Raw genomic sequence first — 14,951 nt, forward strand, 5'->3', positions numbered from 1 at the left:
GTTGTTAGCATGTATTTCTAATTAAAGAGTGTAACCGACTCATCCATTTTTCGTAAGCCTTCTCTTAAGGATTCGGAGCGCAATGCGGCGAAGGGCAAATATGTGCTCCTGCATCGCTGCGCTAGCTTCGTCCGCGGAAAGCGTCCGCATGGAGCGCAGAATCCGGTATACCTAAGATATAGTGACTTTTTATTCTTTAAATAACTTAAATATTTATTTGTCTACTACCTGTGCAGGGGCTGATCAGCCCCTGCTCTTTTTATATCTTTCAGCGATCGGCCTTTGATTATCGCTACTCCTGTACTACAAGCTGAATTCATTGCAGATTATCGTTGCTGCTTGTTCGGCTGATTTGTCCGTATTGTCGATGCGTATGTATGGCCGGTGGCTTATTTCTCCTTCGCGGGAATTCAAACGGTGGTTCGCCATCGACTCTAACAGATTCTTTTCAGATGCTGCAATATCCCTTTTTGTGGGTTTATTGGCTAGGCGCGATTCCGATTTATTGCGGAAAATCCTTGTTGCCGTGTCTGCTTCAAGCTCCACAAAATACACAGAATGACCGGTCGACTCAAAGATTTCTTTTGTATTATTGATAAAGTCCCAGTCTTCTTTCCGGTCGAATTCCCACACCATTGTAAAAATCGCACCTGTTGTATCTCCAGCAGCCAGAGATTTGAACATCTCTTCGCGGAACAAAGCAGAAAGGCGGAACGTTTCTTCGCTGAAGCCGAAAAAAGGATGCAGCAATTCCAGCGTCATGTGGTTATGGAGCAAAGGAAAGCCGGTCTTTTTTCCAAGTTCTTGGCCGACGGTCATCTTTCCGGATGCCTGTGGACCAAATATGATCACGAACTTCATTTCTGCAGCTCCCTCCATTCACTTTCCAGCACGCCGTATAAAAGTGAATCGCGCCAGCCGCCTTTCATCTTCAAGGCATCACGGATCCGCCCTTCACGCTGCATGCCGATTTTCTCCAATAATTTCTGTGAACCCTTATTGTCTGGCGCACATGTAGCTTGAATGCGGTGCAGCGCTCTGTGCTTGAACCCGAATTCCAACAGCAGCTGTGCCACTTCACTGCCGATCCCTATGCCCCAATAATCGGGATGGAGGATATAGCCGATTTCTCCGCACGAGTTCTCGAAACTGTCGTACCAAAGTTCACCCGCCCCGATCACTTTTTCCGTTTCCTTCAACACAACTGCCCACACAAAGCGGCTTTGCGGCAACTCTTGCGCGTCTTTCAGCACATCATTGATGTAACGTCTCGTATCTTCTACTGTATTTGGGCCCCAGGGCTGGAACTGCGTCACTTTCTCCAAAGACGCATAGCTATGGACCGCTTCCAGATCCCCGCTGCGCAATTCCCTTAAATAAATCCGGCTGTTTTCCAGCATCTCCATTTTCAGCCCTCCTAAGTTCAGAATTTTGATTATAGTTAATATATTTTAGCATATGCATTACAGCTATGGTCCAATTTTGCCCCAGTCTTTTCCAGCGCAAAAGAAAAAGCCGTCCGCTCCGGTGAAGGAATGGACGGCCGCCATAGGCTAGATTTTCGACAATTCCATTTTCCTGCCAGCGGGTTTCCGGATGAACAAGCCGCTGTATACCAAAAGCGTTCCGGCAATCAAAATGGCACCAATGTAGACTGACATCATCGCAGGCATCAAAAATGCACCAATAATGATCGTGGAACGGGCAAGCATATCCGCTCCGCTGAATGATACACCGGAAAACGCAGAATAAGAGCCTCTTTTGTCATCCGGCATCATATCCGCTTGCCTTGTATTGAGCACTGGCGAGTAAATAAGTTCACCCAGCGTCGCGATTAACGTGAAGCCGATGAGGACGTACCACGTATCAGCGGCAGTCATAACGACATAGCCAATGCTGTACAAGAGCAAACCGAACACCAGGACATGGCGTCCTTTGAAGCGGTCTGCGATTTTATTGACCAGAAAAGTCAAACAAACGACCAGCAGCATATTCTGGATATTCAAGATGCTGAGCATGCGCACGCCGCCGATATCAAAGCCTCCAACAGTGATAGTCTGGAAAGTTTCAGCAAGGCGGACGCCGATATAGCTGTTTAATGTGAATTCAGCTGCAAAGATGAACATCGAACCCGCCACCACTTTTGTAAACGGTGCATCTTGGACAGCTACTTTGTAATTCTGCAGGACATCAACGAGCACATTGGCGTGCGTTTTTGCGAGCAGCTCCACTTTTTCATCTGTCAGCCAGATCCCGTAAGCAATCGGCAAGCAGCTTGAAGTGATGGTCAGCAGCACGAACAATTCAATTTGGTGATTGACATACAGCAGCCCGCCGAGCGCTGCTCCAATCGCCATGGATAAATTCGTCAGCCAATACTCGATCGTAAAGACAGCTTTGCGGTTTTCCGGCGTTGTGGAATCGATAATGATGGCGTGCATCGCCGGACGGCCAAGGCTGCTCGTAATGATGAATACCGTGTAGGCAGAGGCAAACAGCCAGATCAGCCGATTTTCGGGAAGCAAGCTCAATGCCATGGACAGGAACATCAACGCACTCAAAGTGGACGTCACGACGACCACTTTTTTCCGTTTAAAGCGGTCTGAAATATAGCCGCCTATTAAATTGATGAAAAAGCCGACAACTACTGTCAGCATGAGGAAGGTGCCTGCCCACACCTTGCCCATTTCTTCAGCGAAAAACAACGCCATAAAAGGCATGACTGCTGAAAAAACAGCCCTATTGAAAAATGATGTCAATAAACGTACTCTAATATTTTGCGGGTATTCGTTCCAGCGCATCTTGTCATCCCCTCCTTGCTTAGTTATATTAAACTAGACACATTGAATTAAAAATGGACAATTAATTAATTTATGTCTACTTATTGCAATTGAGGAGGCCCCGTATGGATAAATTATTATTGAAGTTATGGCGTTTTGTGCCTTCCGGAGAAACCAGGAAAGAGGATTTAGCTGACATTTTGGAACTGAGCAGCAAGCAAACCGCACGCTATTTGAAAAAATGGGCGGAAGAAGGATGGTTCCGTTATACTGCTGGAAGCGGCCGCGGCAAGGTCTCGACGCTTTTTTGGCTGAGGGATGCCGAAGAAGTTTTTATGGAACATGCTGTGAAAATAATGGAGCAGGAACCGGTTGAAATCAGCAGCAAATATTTATTGTTCGACTGGTCCGACGGAGCTAAGCAGCTGCTGCTCGAGCGTTTCCGCAGCAAATTTGGCTTTTCACAAAACAGCGGAGAAATTGCCAAACTGATTATTCCCCGCCGGTACAAGCTGGCGACGATGCATCCATTGGAAATGGCGGATGTTCATAGCGCACATTTCGTCTCGACGGTTTTCAATCGCCTCGTGAGGGTTGATGACACAGGAAATGTTTCGCCTGAACTTGCGCATAGCTGGGATCTTTCTTGGACCCATCTCCGGCTGTATTTGAAGAAAGGCGTAAAATTCCATGACGGTTCGATTCTGACAGCGGAAGACGTTGCAGAATGCCTGAACCGCATGCGCACGTACCCGAATTTCAAGGAATTATGGGAGCCAGTAATCAGCATTTCCGTCCCCGCCCCGCTCGTTGTCGATTTGCACTTTCCCGGCGGCTGCAGCTATTGCCTGCACATGCTCGGCATGATGAACTCCAGCATTTTCAAAGAATCCAAAGGCATTTTATTGGGCAGTGGAAGTTTCTATGTGGATGACAGCCATGAGCTGAAAACGGTGTTGAGGGCTTTCGAAGATTATTATGGAGAACGCCCGCTATTGGATGAAATTGAATTTGTCCAAGTTCCAAAAGATATCGACATTACATACCGGTCATCAGAAACCAGTGAAACCGAGGAGACATTTTTGGTTGAAAGCGACTCAGGCGTCGGCATAGTCTTTATGAGCAGTTTTCGTGATTCGCCGATCCGCCGCAAAGAAGTGCGGGACTTTATCCATTACACCATTGCGAAACAGCGGCCGGCAATCACTGAAGTTGACCCGCGTATTTTGCCGAATGGCGAAGGGCTTTTGGTTGGCTATGGCCAAAACTTTGTTCCGCCAAGGGTGCCGCTGCCGCAACTTGAAAGGCCAATCCTCCTCAAAACTACCGGTTATCTTGAAGATACCGCTATATGGCTGAAAGACGTATTGGAGCAAGAAGGCATACCCGTAGAACTGGTTGTGATGCCGTTCGAAAAATATATGTACGATAATGGCCCTGATCAGCAGGCTGACCTGTATATACACGGAGAAGTTTTTGAAATGAACCAGGATTTTTCCTTTTTTTATTTTTTGATCAACGGCCTGTCTCCTCTGCGGCCGATCATACCGGACAATCCGCAGCTGGAACAATTGGCCATGCGCTACCGGACAACTCCTTTTGAAAACTGGCATTCATTGAATCGTGAATTCGAAGGGACTTTGGTTGAAAACTCCATTATGGTACCCTTGTATTACGGAAAACGCCAAATTCCTTTTTCGGCAGAATTGACGAACGTCAACATCTCGCATTTCGGCTATGTCGACTTTTCAAAATTATGGGTACGACCGAAAATAGATGATAATCATATTATGTAATCTTGTATCCTGAAATTAAATTAAGAAAATAAAAAAGCGGATTCCACTGTTCTTTTGAACAGCGTTGGAATCCTCTTTTTTATTAGACAATTTTCTCATGCTTTTTATTGCTGATGGAATTTCACATTCCTTTTTCTTCGCTTGCGTAAAGGTCCAGCATGCTTTGCAGCAGCGTTTCTATCTGCGCTCCGTCTGCCAGATGCTCTTTGATCCACGGAAATTCATTCTTGATCAGTAAGCTCATGGCTTCAGCCGATTCGGCATGGCGTGAAGGTGACATTACCTCAAAAACCGCCTCCATTTGCTTAAAGAGCTCTGTCGGCAAAGCATGCTGCAGCGTTTTCAGCCCCAATTGCGCTCTTTCGGGTGCGTATCTGTAAAGCAGCACCCGGGCTAAATGCTCTGCAGCATTCGCCAGCATTTTGACAGCCCAGATGCTATTGCCGCGGGAAGACGCTTTTTTATATTGGAATAAAAACCAGGCCACGTCATTTACGTGGTCGCGATACTCACTTGCCTTAAGTTCCAGTCCTTGCGTGTCAATGAACGCCGTTAGCCGGTCTTCTGGGTCATGGAGAACTTTGAAAAAGTCTTTCCCTGTAAATGTTTCCGGTGTCACAGTGAACAAGTCGATATGCAGAAAATCATCGAATACGGCTATCAGCTGCGGAGCAACGATAAAAATATCATCCTGGAATATGACAGGCCGGTAAGCTTGCAAATGTGCCAATCGATTTCCCAGGAATTCCTTTTCATCTTCTTTTTCTACAAGACAGTATAGATCGATATCCGAATGCTCATCATACTCATTCCTGCCCATCGACCCTTTAAGGAATATCGCCTTGACCCTCAGGTCTTTGCGCAGGCTGTCTGTAATTTTTTGAACTGCGGTTTCCTGTGGCAGCATGTCGTTCCTGCTTTCTCTTAGAAATTTCTTTGGCCTTTTGCCCAATGGGATGGCCTGTTGATATGTTCCGGCAGCTTTGTCCGGCTGTCTCCAATAGCAGCATTGACTTGTTGTTGAGTTAAGAAAAGACTGTCGGTCAAATCAGCGCCGCTTATATCGGCATCTCGCAAATCGGCGCCAAGAAAATTGGCTTTGCTGAAATTGGCCATCCGGCAATTGGCCGCAATCAAGTAAGCGCCTGTGAAATCAGCGTTCACTAAATTTGCGCCTTTCAACTCCGCGCCCATCAGTTCTTTGCCGCGAAAATCCTTAGAGGCTTTGCTTTTTTTCGACGCTTTTTGCATTTGCATTCCTGCTTGCGCCAATAAGGGGCGGATCGTGTTTCGGAGCGCAGTGGTATCAACTGCTATTAGATCATCCGCCGCCAATCCGGACAGCCGCTTTATTTCAGTGAATTGCCGCTGCAGCTCCTGGCCCAATGGTTCCGGACATGGCATTTCCCTGGCCTCCATTAAATACCACAGCATTTCATGCAGCTCGATCATCACCGGCAAAGTGCTGAACATCATTTGCGCAATTTCCGGATGGCTTATCCAGTCTTTTCCTCCGAATGTCTGTTGTGTCACTTGCTGCCCTGCGCCGTAGCACTCAAATGCCACACAGCCTTTGAAGCCGGATCTCAAGAGCTCACCGTGGATGCCGCACCGGAAATCACCCTGCAGGTTCTTGCATGGCTTGCCTGCTGCTTTGTCGTAAGCAAAATCGATTGAAGCCGAAAAAGCCAGCGCTGTACAGCATAACCCTGCACAGCTGGAACAATCTGCACGCAGGCTTTCCCGGTAGAATGGCTGCTTATCCACCATGCAATCAGCTCCTTAACAAATCGAATACAGGCATGCGCCTGGATAATAAGTTTGGAGAGGCTAGTCTCTGACTCCTGCAGTTTCTAAATGTTTTACACAATTATACAAGGTGCAGTCCCATTCGCTTCCGTTATGTTCCAGTATCGTAATCGAAGTGTTTTGTAAATCTGTTTTCTCGAATCGCTCAGGCAGCATTCTGCGGAGCGTGATGCCGATCAAAGCACCGTGGCTGACGACCAGCACCCGTTTGCCTGCAAACTCTTTCAAGATGCTGTCGATTGCTTCGCTGCCGCGCTTACCGACACTGTCAGAGCTTTCCATCCCTAAATCCAGTTTGCGCCATTCAGCTCCCCATTTTTCCAGGCGCTGCTGTTCTGTCGTCCCTTCGATTTCACCGCCGGACATTTCGCGCAAGCGGGTATCAAAAAAACTGATCGGCAGCGCCAAATTTTCGGAAATGATCTCCGCTGTTTCTTTTGCCCGCGCCAAATCACTGGAAATGATCATATCCCAGCGTTCTTCTGCCGACAGCCGGTCTGCAAGAGCAGCCGCTTGGCTCTTTCCGGTTTCATTTAACGGAACATCGGAGCTGCCCTGGGCGATGCCCGATAAATTCCATTCCGTGATGCCATGCCGTACAATGCCGATTACCGTCATAACCGCTTCCTCCTAATATATAAAAATTCTTCCCTTTCAGTTTACAATTTCTTTCCAATAGATGCCACAGGTTGTTCAAAATCACGATTCATTGTTCGGTTGAGCACTAAAAAAACCCGGCACAGGGGCCGGGCTTGCTCATTATACGCCCATTTTACGGCGCGTGTTGCTGACTTTCTTTGTCTGTTGGCTTTTCAGTTTCTTCGCTTCTTTAGAAGCACCATTGCTGCCTTTTGAGTTTGCCGCTTGGTTCTTCTTCGCTTCCAGCTGGCGTTTTACCGCTTCTTGCAGACTCACTTTTTTCGGAGTTTCGTTTGTTTCAGTCATGATCATCCCTCTTTTCTTTTACCTTGTGCTTGCGGGTGTTTTATGACTTCCATTATAACACAATTCGGCCATTTTATTGTTTGTTTTCTTTAAACCATGTGCTGACTTGGGAAAAGAATTTAGACATTGTGGTCGGATTGGACATATTCGGTACGCGGGCGAGCAGCACTTCTTTCGGTGCCTTGACGCCTTCTTTTTTCTTCTGCAGAACGAGGATGCCTTTGGCGTGGGCTGAATTTTTGAACAGCGTGTCCGGCAATTCCATTACCGACTGGATATAAGCAGTCTTTTTCAGGAATGCGTGAAGTTCGCCTGCCTGCGGTGATTCAAAAAGCGCTTTTGGCACGACAAAAAACAAATAACCGCCATCCACGGTATGCTTCATCGCTTGTTCGATAAACAAATGATGCGCATAAGACATGCCTTCTTCAGCTTTCAATTCAAAAGTGGCGGCTATCTCTTCATCCGGGTAATAGCCCACCGGCAAATCCGATACGACCGCATCGACCGGGTCGATCAACAACGGCTGAAGTGCATCCTGGCGGTAGAAAGTTACCGGCTGCTCCACAAGGTCCGCTGCAGAAGCAGCCAAACGGATCAGCAAGTCATCAATTTCAACGCCTGTCCCTGTGATGCGGCCATCGAGGTAATTCATGATTGTCAGCATCAAATTCCCGGTGCCGAGCGCCGGGTCCATCAGTGTGAACTTTTCTTGCTTCACAAACAATTCGACCAAATAGCCGACCAGTAGGCCAAGCGCGTCCGGCGTCATTTGGTGATGCGGTTGCACATGCTCTTTCATGCCTTTCAACACAGCCAATTGGATCGCTTTGCGGATATCTTCCTTGCCTACTTCTGCTGCCGGCTGAATATGGCCGTCGAGCCAGCTCTCTGTTGTTTCCAGCAAGCTTTCTAGATAAGGAAGGTCTTTTTCTTTTTGATATGCTGTCGCGTGCTGATCGATAAAATTAAACACTTGTTCCATAGATGAATTCATTTGGTTCTCCGTCCTCAATAAGGAAACCCACTCGATTAAGAGTGGGTTTCTGTTTTAGTTTGTAAGGGTTTTGACTGCTTCAAGCGCTTTGTCGTAATCCGGATGGTCTGTGCCTTCCGCGACATATTCCACATAAGCCACTTTATCGTTTTCATCGATAACGAAAATTGAACGCGCCAGCAAGCGAAGTTCTTTCATCGAAGTGCCGTATGCTTGTCCGAAATCCAAGTCGCGATGGTCTGACAATGTTGTGATCGAATCGACGCCATTGATTTCAGTCCAGCGTTTTTGGGCGAACGGCAAATCAGCCGAAATCGTCAATACTTCCACGTTTTCGCCAAGTGAAGCAGCTTCTTCGCTAAACCGTTTTGTCTGGTCTGAGCAGACTCCTGTATCAAGCGACGGCACAACGCTGATTAATCTTACTTTCCCAGCAGTGTCCTTCAATTCAACAGGGCTCAGGTCATTTCCAAGAACCGTAAAGTTTGGAGCTTGATCTCCGACTTTGACTTCATTTCCCGGTAAAGTGACCGGATTGTTCTTAAACGTAATTTGTACCATCAAAACGCCTCCCTTTCAGTGTAACTCTATCTTACTAGAACGCTTAGGCGTCTTGCAACTCAGACCGTTCAGCTGAAGCTTTTTGAATCGTTTTTTGTTTGCGGTACGAGCTTTCGTGGATCACCGTCGTATCCGCGATAAAGTCATGCACGCCTTGCTTAAGCCTCGTAAAACCGACTATCCAATAAAGCGGCAGGATGGTCGCTGAAATAAAACGGCCGATCCATTCCCGGAATAACAGAGTACCCCATGTCAGTTTATCGTCTGCCAAGGATATTACCCGCAGCCCCATGATCATTTTGCCGATTGTCTGATTGAAAAACTTCGTCATCAGCACAAAATAGCCGTAAAAAATGACAGCGGTCAGTATGGCATAAGGCGCATACCATGCAGAAGATGCCGTTTCAGCACCGACGAGCAGAAATATGGGTTTCACCAGAATCGAGGATGCGGAAGCCACCACGATCAAATCGATCAGGTATGCCCAAAATCGGACCCAGAAACCAGCTGGCATGTGTTCATAATACAGAACTTCTTCATACTGTCGTTCGGGACGCGGCGCCGGTCCGGCTGCAGCAATTGTCCCGTTAACTTGGTCCGCCATATTCATCGTCCCTCCTTATTTTTCACCGTATAGATACATCATGCGTGGTGCACTATGCTCTGTCAGCAATTTCGCAATCATTTGCGATTCCATGTCCGCTCCGAACAGCGAATTCACTTTCATTGAAAAGAGTGATCCCAATCCTTGATTGGCACCGTATTCAAAGACTTCCGCTCCTGCCAGGTCAAAATCTTTCTGGAGTGCGGCAATGACATCTTCGTCGTAGCCGAAATCATCTGCTAAATCGGCTTCTACAGCCTGACGCCCGTTCATGATTCGGCCATCTGCCACTTGCTTCACTTGCTCTTCTGTCATGTCACGGCCTTCCGCAATTACGTCGACAAAACTCTCATAAGAATCATTGAGCATTTCCTGAAGAATTGCTTCTTCTTCAGGCGTCATATCGCGTGTCGGGCTCATAATATCTTTATAAGGCCCCGATTTGATGGTTACGAAATCAACGCCGTAACGCTCTGCTAATTCACCATAATTGACGCTTTGCATAATAACACCCAATGAACCCGTCAAGGTTTCCGGGCTGACAAAAATCTTGTCTGCAGGCGCTGAAATGTAATAGCCGCCAGATGCGGCTGTTGCACCCATAGAAACGTAAATCGGTTTTTCGGTGTTTTTCTGGATTTCTTTGATCTTGTCGTAGATCTCTGCGGACTCAACTACGCCGCCTCCAGGGGAATTCACTTTCAAGACGACTGCTTTGACCGAATCGTCTTCACCCACTAGTTCCAATTGCTCCATAAATGCTTGGTGGTTATAGCCGGCAGCCCCGAACAGCGACGCCGCTTCCCCCGTATCCTGGATGACGCCGTCGACGTTCATGACTGCGATGCGTTTATTGAAATCGCCTGCCTCGATCACGTTCTCGGAAAATCCAGTCTCGGTTGCCCCCATCAGCTCGTCGACCCCGGTACCGAAACTGTTTTGGAAAAGTGCGAATGCCGAATTGATGACAATCGAAATTCCCAGTAACGCAACGGCCGCGACAATAGCTATCCATCTTTTTGTATTCATAATTGCTCATTCCCTCCCTTGGATGTCTCTTCTATTATACGGTTGAACCCTATGAAATGTTTCATTTAAAGTGTCAGCTTGGGCTCAATGCTGTGAATTCAATCGCCCTTTTCGGACACTTCTCGCTTCGATCACTTTTGAAGCCGTGAAAATTGCCAGTGCCACCCAAACGAATGAGAATGAAATGACATTGATGCGGTTGAATTCTTCGCCGTAGACCAACACTCCAAGAATCAACATCAGCGTCGGGGCGATGTATTGCAGGAAGCCGACCATGTAAAGCGGAATCAGCGGAGCGCCTGTTGCAAAGAGGAATAGCGGCAGTGCAGTAGCAGCACCGCTGATCACCAGCAAAATGTCCGTTGATGAACCGCTATGGAGAAAAGATGCTTTCCCTGCAGCAAAGAGGTAAACGTAATACGCCAACGCTGCCGGCATAACGAATAGCGTTTCAAGTGCAAGTCCGCGCAATGCATTCAACTTGATCGTTTTTTTGATCAGTCCATAAAACGCGAAACTGAATGCCATCCCGAACGCCAGCCATGGCAAGGTGCCATAGGAAACCGTTAAAATGGCCACCCCGGCAGCAGCCAGCACAAAAGCGAATTTTATTGCCGGCGACAATTTCTCTTTCAGGAAAATCACACCAAGCAGCATCGACACCAGCGGATTGATGTAATAGCCCAAGCTTGTTTCCACGATCCGGTCATTGGTCACTGCGAAAATATACAGGAACCAGTTTAACGTGATCAGGTAAGATGCGAGCATCAAGGTAAAGAACTTCTTCTTTGATTTCCATAACTCTTTTAAATCGCCAAGCAGCATTTTCCGGCCCTGCAGCAGGACGATGAACGCCACAGTCAGAATCAGCGACCAAACGATGCGTGAAGCCAGAATTTCATCACTCGACACATGGTCCAGCAGCTTCCAATAAATCGGCAGAAAGCCCCAAATCGTGTACGTCAGCATTGTATAAAGGATTCCTTTTTTCTCATCTGCCATCATTGAAAATTCACCAGTCTTTCTATTATTTTGCTTCTCGAAATATCAGCCTAATTATATGCCTGCCCATGGGCAAAGTAAACAAAAGAAAAAACAGCCGACGGGATCGGCTGTTTAATATGTTACGAGAGATCGCTTAGATTCTGTTCAATTGACGATATTCCGCAAAAAAGCTACGCTTGCCGCGGGCGAGCGCCAAGCCTCCTCAGTCGCTTCGCGCCTTGCGGGGTCTCGGCTGTCTCGCTATCCCGCAGGCGTCTCCGCTGTTTTGCTCCATATCTGGAGAATCTAAAGAAAGTACAGCAAGTATAGCTTCCATATTTCATGATAAAAAACATGATCCGCTATTGAGAAATACCATTGAGTGAAGCGGTTGAATCCATGCTCAACAGAACGCGTCCGCTTGTCCATGCATCGCTGCGTTAGTTTCGGGACATGAAAGTGCGTTGAAGCGAAATGAAAAGGACTATCGAAACTTTCTCGACAGCCCTTCCACTTCTTATTTATTCATTTCTTTCTGCCGTAGTTCAACGCGGCGGATTTTGCCGGATGCTGTTTTTGGCAGTTCGGACATGAACTCGATGGCACGCGGGTATTTGTACGGTGCCGTCAGCTCTTTTACGTGGTTCTGCAGATCCTTGATCAGTTCGTCGGAAGGTTCGCTGTCTCCAACGAGCACGACGAATGCTTTTACGATGGTGCCGCGGATTTCGTCCGGCGCACCGACGACTGCACATTCCTGTACTGCCGGATGTTTGACGAGCGCGTCTTCCACTTCGAACGGTCCGATTGTATAGCCGGAGGAGATGATGATGTCATCGCCGCGCCCTTCGAACCAGAAATAGCCGTCGTCGTCTTTGGATGCTTTGTCGCCCGTGACGTAATAATCGCCGCGGAATTGCATTTTCGTGCGCTCATCGTCTTTGAAATAGCCTTTGAACAGGGCTGGCGTGTCGACATGTACAGCGATATCGCCCACTTCTCCTGCCCCTGCAGGTTCGCCGAATTCATTGATGATTTCAACGCGGTTGCCAGGTGTCGGTTTGCCCATTGAACCGATTCTAGTTTCCATGCCTTTCATGACGCCCACAAGCAAGGTGTTTTCAGTTTGCCCGTAGCCATCGCGCACTTCCAGGTTGAAATGATTCTTGAAGACGTTGATGACTTCTGCATTTAGCGGTTCGCCGGCGGAAACAGCGCTATGTAGCGATGATAGATCGAATGACGCCAAGTTTTTCTGTTTGGCCATCAAACGGTATTCGGTTGGCGTGCAGCAAAGAACATTGATTTTGCTGCGCTCTAAAATCTGCAAGTAGACTTCGGGATCGAATTTGCCGTTGTAGACATACCCGGTTGCTCCGCTTCCAAGCGTGGCAAGGAACGGGCTCCAAATCCATTTTTGCCAACCTGGGCTTGCTGTTGCCCAGACGAGATCGCCTTCTCTAGCGCCGAGCCAGTGCTCAGCTGATGTCCGCAAGTGGGCATATGCCCAGCCGTGGCTGTGGACTGCGCCTTTGGGATTTCCGGTCGTTCCCGAAGTGTACGATAGGAACGCCATATCATCTTTGCGCGTGTCAGCAGCATTATACTCACTGGAAGCGCTTTCCATTTCCTCCGTCAACGAAATCCATGTATTGTCCGACTTGCCGATAACGAATTTCGTGACTCGGTCCATTTCCGCTACATCTGCAAACTGATCCATGAATGGTTCATATGCAATCACCGCTTTGGCGTCGCTGTGGTTTAATCGGTAGGAAATGTCTTTGGCGCGCAGCATCTCCGAACTCGGAATCACAGCCAAACCGGCTTTTAATGCTCCGATATAGGCGACGTATGCTTCGATCAAGCGTGGTACCATGACCAGCACGATATCCCCTTTTTTCAGTCCTGCTTTTTCAAAACTGTTTGCTGCTTTATTGGCGCGCGCAATCAGTTCGTCATATGTAAGTTCCTGTGTTTCCCCTTTGTCGTTCTCCCAAAAAATAGCCATCTTGCCATCGCCTGTCGCGAACTTTTCGATTTCCTCTGTTAAATTATAAGAGTCAGGTGCTACGAGTTCATTGCGATCCATCTTATGATTCCCCCTTGGCTTATAGTAACTGCTTCCATTAAAGTATACCTTAAAATTCCCAGTATTCAAAATACTCTATAAAAAAAGCAGACTGCCTAATTAGGCAATCTGCTTTTCGCTTTGTAATTTTCATTTAATTTTCAACACTCAACTTTACAATAAATCATCGTAAACGGCTTTTTTGGGACGCGGGAATTTAATGATTTCCCGGTTTTCCACCGCTTCTTGGATAAGGCCGTCAAACGACACGAATTTTTCGTAATACTCGACTTTTTCGAGCTTCGGCTTTGTTTTCGGATTGGCCGGGGTGAAAATTGTACAGCAATCTTCAAACGGGCGGATGGAAATCTCGTAGGTATCGATTTTCTGCGCCGTTTCGATGATATCAAGCTTGTCTGCCGCAATGAGCGGACGCAGCACAGGCGTATGCGTCACGGCATTGATGGCTGCAAGCGACTCAAGCGTCTGGCTTGCAACTTGGCCTAAGCTTTCGCCCGTAACAATCGCTTGGCAACCCGTGTCTTCACGCACGAGATCGGCAATGCGCATCATCATGCGGCGTGTTGAAGTCATTGTGATGTTGTCCGGCACTTGCTTATGGACTTCCTGCTGGAGCGCCGTAAACGGAATGACGTGCAATCTGACAGAAGAACCGAACTGGCTCAGCTTCTCTGCCAAGTCAAACACTTTCTGTTTGGCGCGCTCATTTGTAAATGGCGGGCTGAAAAAATGGATCAGTTCCAAACGCACGCCGCGCTTCAGCATATAGTAGCCTGCCACCGGGCTGTCGATGCCGCCGGACAGCAGCAGCAAGGCTTTTCCGGAAGCACCAACTGGCAATCCGCCTGCTCCGGCAAATGTTTCCGCCATCATGAATGCACCTTCTTCGCGCACTTCAATCTTCAACTCAATGTCGGGATTTTTCATCTGCACCGTCAGGTCCGGGAAATTCCGCAGTACCTGGGAACCGATGGTCTGCACAATTTCAGGTTTTTCATGTGGAAATGCTTTATATGGACGTTTTACCGACACTTTAAAACTTTTTCCCGCATGGTCCGTTTTTTCCATCACGGTCATGGCCGCACGTTTCATGGACTCGAGATCCAGTTCGCATTCGGTCACTGGGCTGAACGATTGGATTCCGAATACTTTCTGAAGGCGGGACTGGACTTGTGCAATTTCCGCTTCGCTGTCCGAATAAATGAACATCCGGTCGCGCTCCGCTTTGACGCGTACGCCTGGTAGATCCGAAAATGTCTGTCTGACGTTGTCACGCAGGCGTCCGATAAATGAACTTCTGTTTTTACCTTTGGTGGACAACTCGCCGTAACGTACGAGGATTTGATTTGTTTTCATG

At 47.7% G+C, this 14,951-nt stretch carries 15 protein-coding genes; 1 reads left to right on the top strand and 14 read right to left on the bottom strand.

What is annotated here, in order from left to right:
* Positions 1-303 precede the first annotated feature (303 nt).
* The 3 genes from EGV91_RS09765 to EGV91_RS09775 all read right to left on the bottom strand — a co-directional run bounded on the left by EGV91_RS09765 (position 304) and on the right by EGV91_RS09775 (position 2,801).
* Complete coding sequence (locus EGV91_RS09765; protein WP_135503181.1) at positions 304-861, bottom strand: DEAD/DEAH box helicase family protein; 558 nt, start codon at positions 859-861, stop codon at positions 304-306.
* On the bottom strand, positions 858-1,406 hold the full coding sequence (locus tag EGV91_RS09770) for a GNAT family N-acetyltransferase (protein ID WP_241666165.1): 549 nt from the start codon (positions 1,404-1,406) through the stop codon (positions 858-860). The genes EGV91_RS09765 and EGV91_RS09770 overlap by 4 nt, the downstream gene beginning before the upstream one ends.
* A gap of 147 nt (positions 1,407-1,553) precedes the next feature.
* The gene (locus EGV91_RS09775; RefSeq protein WP_135503184.1) at positions 1,554-2,801 is read right to left on the bottom strand and encodes an MDR family MFS transporter; all 1,248 of its coding nucleotides are present in this window, start codon (positions 2,799-2,801) and stop codon (positions 1,554-1,556) included.
* A 104-nt stretch (positions 2,802-2,905) separates the two neighbouring features.
* Between EGV91_RS09775 and EGV91_RS09780 the strand changes: the two genes are divergently transcribed.
* The gene (locus EGV91_RS09780; RefSeq protein ID WP_135503187.1) at positions 2,906-4,576 is read left to right on the top strand and encodes an ABC transporter substrate-binding protein; all 1,671 of its coding nucleotides are present in this window, start codon (positions 2,906-2,908) and stop codon (positions 4,574-4,576) included.
* A 121-nt stretch (positions 4,577-4,697) separates the two neighbouring features.
* On the opposite strand, the gene EGV91_RS09785 is transcribed toward EGV91_RS09780, so the two are convergent.
* The 11 genes from EGV91_RS09785 to thiI form a co-directional block, all read right to left on the bottom strand.
* Positions 4,698-5,483: a nucleotidyltransferase domain-containing protein gene (locus EGV91_RS09785; protein ID WP_135503190.1), complete on the bottom strand. Its 786-nt coding sequence runs from the start codon at positions 5,481-5,483 to the stop codon at positions 4,698-4,700.
* A 17-nt stretch (positions 5,484-5,500) separates the two neighbouring features.
* The gene (locus tag EGV91_RS09790) at positions 5,501-6,346 is read right to left on the bottom strand and encodes a pentapeptide repeat-containing protein (RefSeq protein ID WP_135503194.1); all 846 of its coding nucleotides are present in this window, start codon (positions 6,344-6,346) and stop codon (positions 5,501-5,503) included.
* A 60-nt stretch (positions 6,347-6,406) separates the two neighbouring features.
* Positions 6,407-7,003, bottom strand: coding sequence for a histidine phosphatase family protein (locus EGV91_RS09795; protein WP_135503197.1), 597 nt, complete (start codon positions 7,001-7,003; stop codon positions 6,407-6,409).
* A 141-nt stretch (positions 7,004-7,144) separates the two neighbouring features.
* Positions 7,145-7,330 carry a hypothetical protein gene (locus EGV91_RS09800; protein ID WP_135503200.1) on the bottom strand — a complete coding sequence of 62 codons (186 nt, stop codon included), beginning with the start codon at positions 7,328-7,330 and terminating at the stop codon, positions 7,145-7,147.
* Between the two features lie 73 nt (positions 7,331-7,403).
* Positions 7,404-8,327: a class I SAM-dependent methyltransferase gene (locus EGV91_RS09805; protein ID WP_135503203.1), complete on the bottom strand. Its 924-nt coding sequence runs from the start codon at positions 8,325-8,327 to the stop codon at positions 7,404-7,406.
* Between the two features lie 54 nt (positions 8,328-8,381).
* Complete coding sequence (tpx, locus tag EGV91_RS09810) at positions 8,382-8,888, bottom strand: thiol peroxidase (RefSeq protein ID WP_135503205.1); 507 nt, start codon at positions 8,886-8,888, stop codon at positions 8,382-8,384.
* A 43-nt stretch (positions 8,889-8,931) separates the two neighbouring features.
* Positions 8,932-9,492, bottom strand: coding sequence for an RDD family protein (locus tag EGV91_RS09815; RefSeq protein WP_135503208.1), 561 nt, complete (start codon positions 9,490-9,492; stop codon positions 8,932-8,934).
* Between the two features lie 15 nt (positions 9,493-9,507).
* Positions 9,508-10,521 carry a signal peptide peptidase SppA gene (gene sppA / locus EGV91_RS09820; RefSeq protein WP_135503210.1) on the bottom strand — a complete coding sequence of 338 codons (1,014 nt, stop codon included), beginning with the start codon at positions 10,519-10,521 and terminating at the stop codon, positions 9,508-9,510.
* Positions 10,522-10,605: 84 nt separating this feature from the next.
* Positions 10,606-11,523, bottom strand: a complete 918-nt coding sequence (rarD, locus tag EGV91_RS09825; protein WP_135503253.1) for an EamA family transporter RarD — start codon at positions 11,521-11,523, stop codon at positions 10,606-10,608.
* Between the two features lie 499 nt (positions 11,524-12,022).
* Entirely contained in the window at positions 12,023-13,594 is a 1,572-nt protein-coding gene (gene mbcS, locus EGV91_RS09830; protein ID WP_135503213.1) for an acyl-CoA synthetase MbcS, read from the bottom strand.
* A gap of 153 nt (positions 13,595-13,747) precedes the next feature.
* Positions 13,748-14,950 carry a tRNA uracil 4-sulfurtransferase ThiI gene (thiI, locus tag EGV91_RS09835; protein WP_135503216.1) on the bottom strand — a complete coding sequence of 401 codons (1,203 nt, stop codon included), beginning with the start codon at positions 14,948-14,950 and terminating at the stop codon, positions 13,748-13,750.
* Position 14,951 lies beyond the last annotated feature (1 nt).

The sequence above is a fragment of the Planococcus koreensis genome, assembly GCF_004761975.1.
GTDB classification, from domain to species: domain Bacteria; phylum Bacillota; class Bacilli; order Bacillales_A; family Planococcaceae; genus Planococcus; species Planococcus koreensis.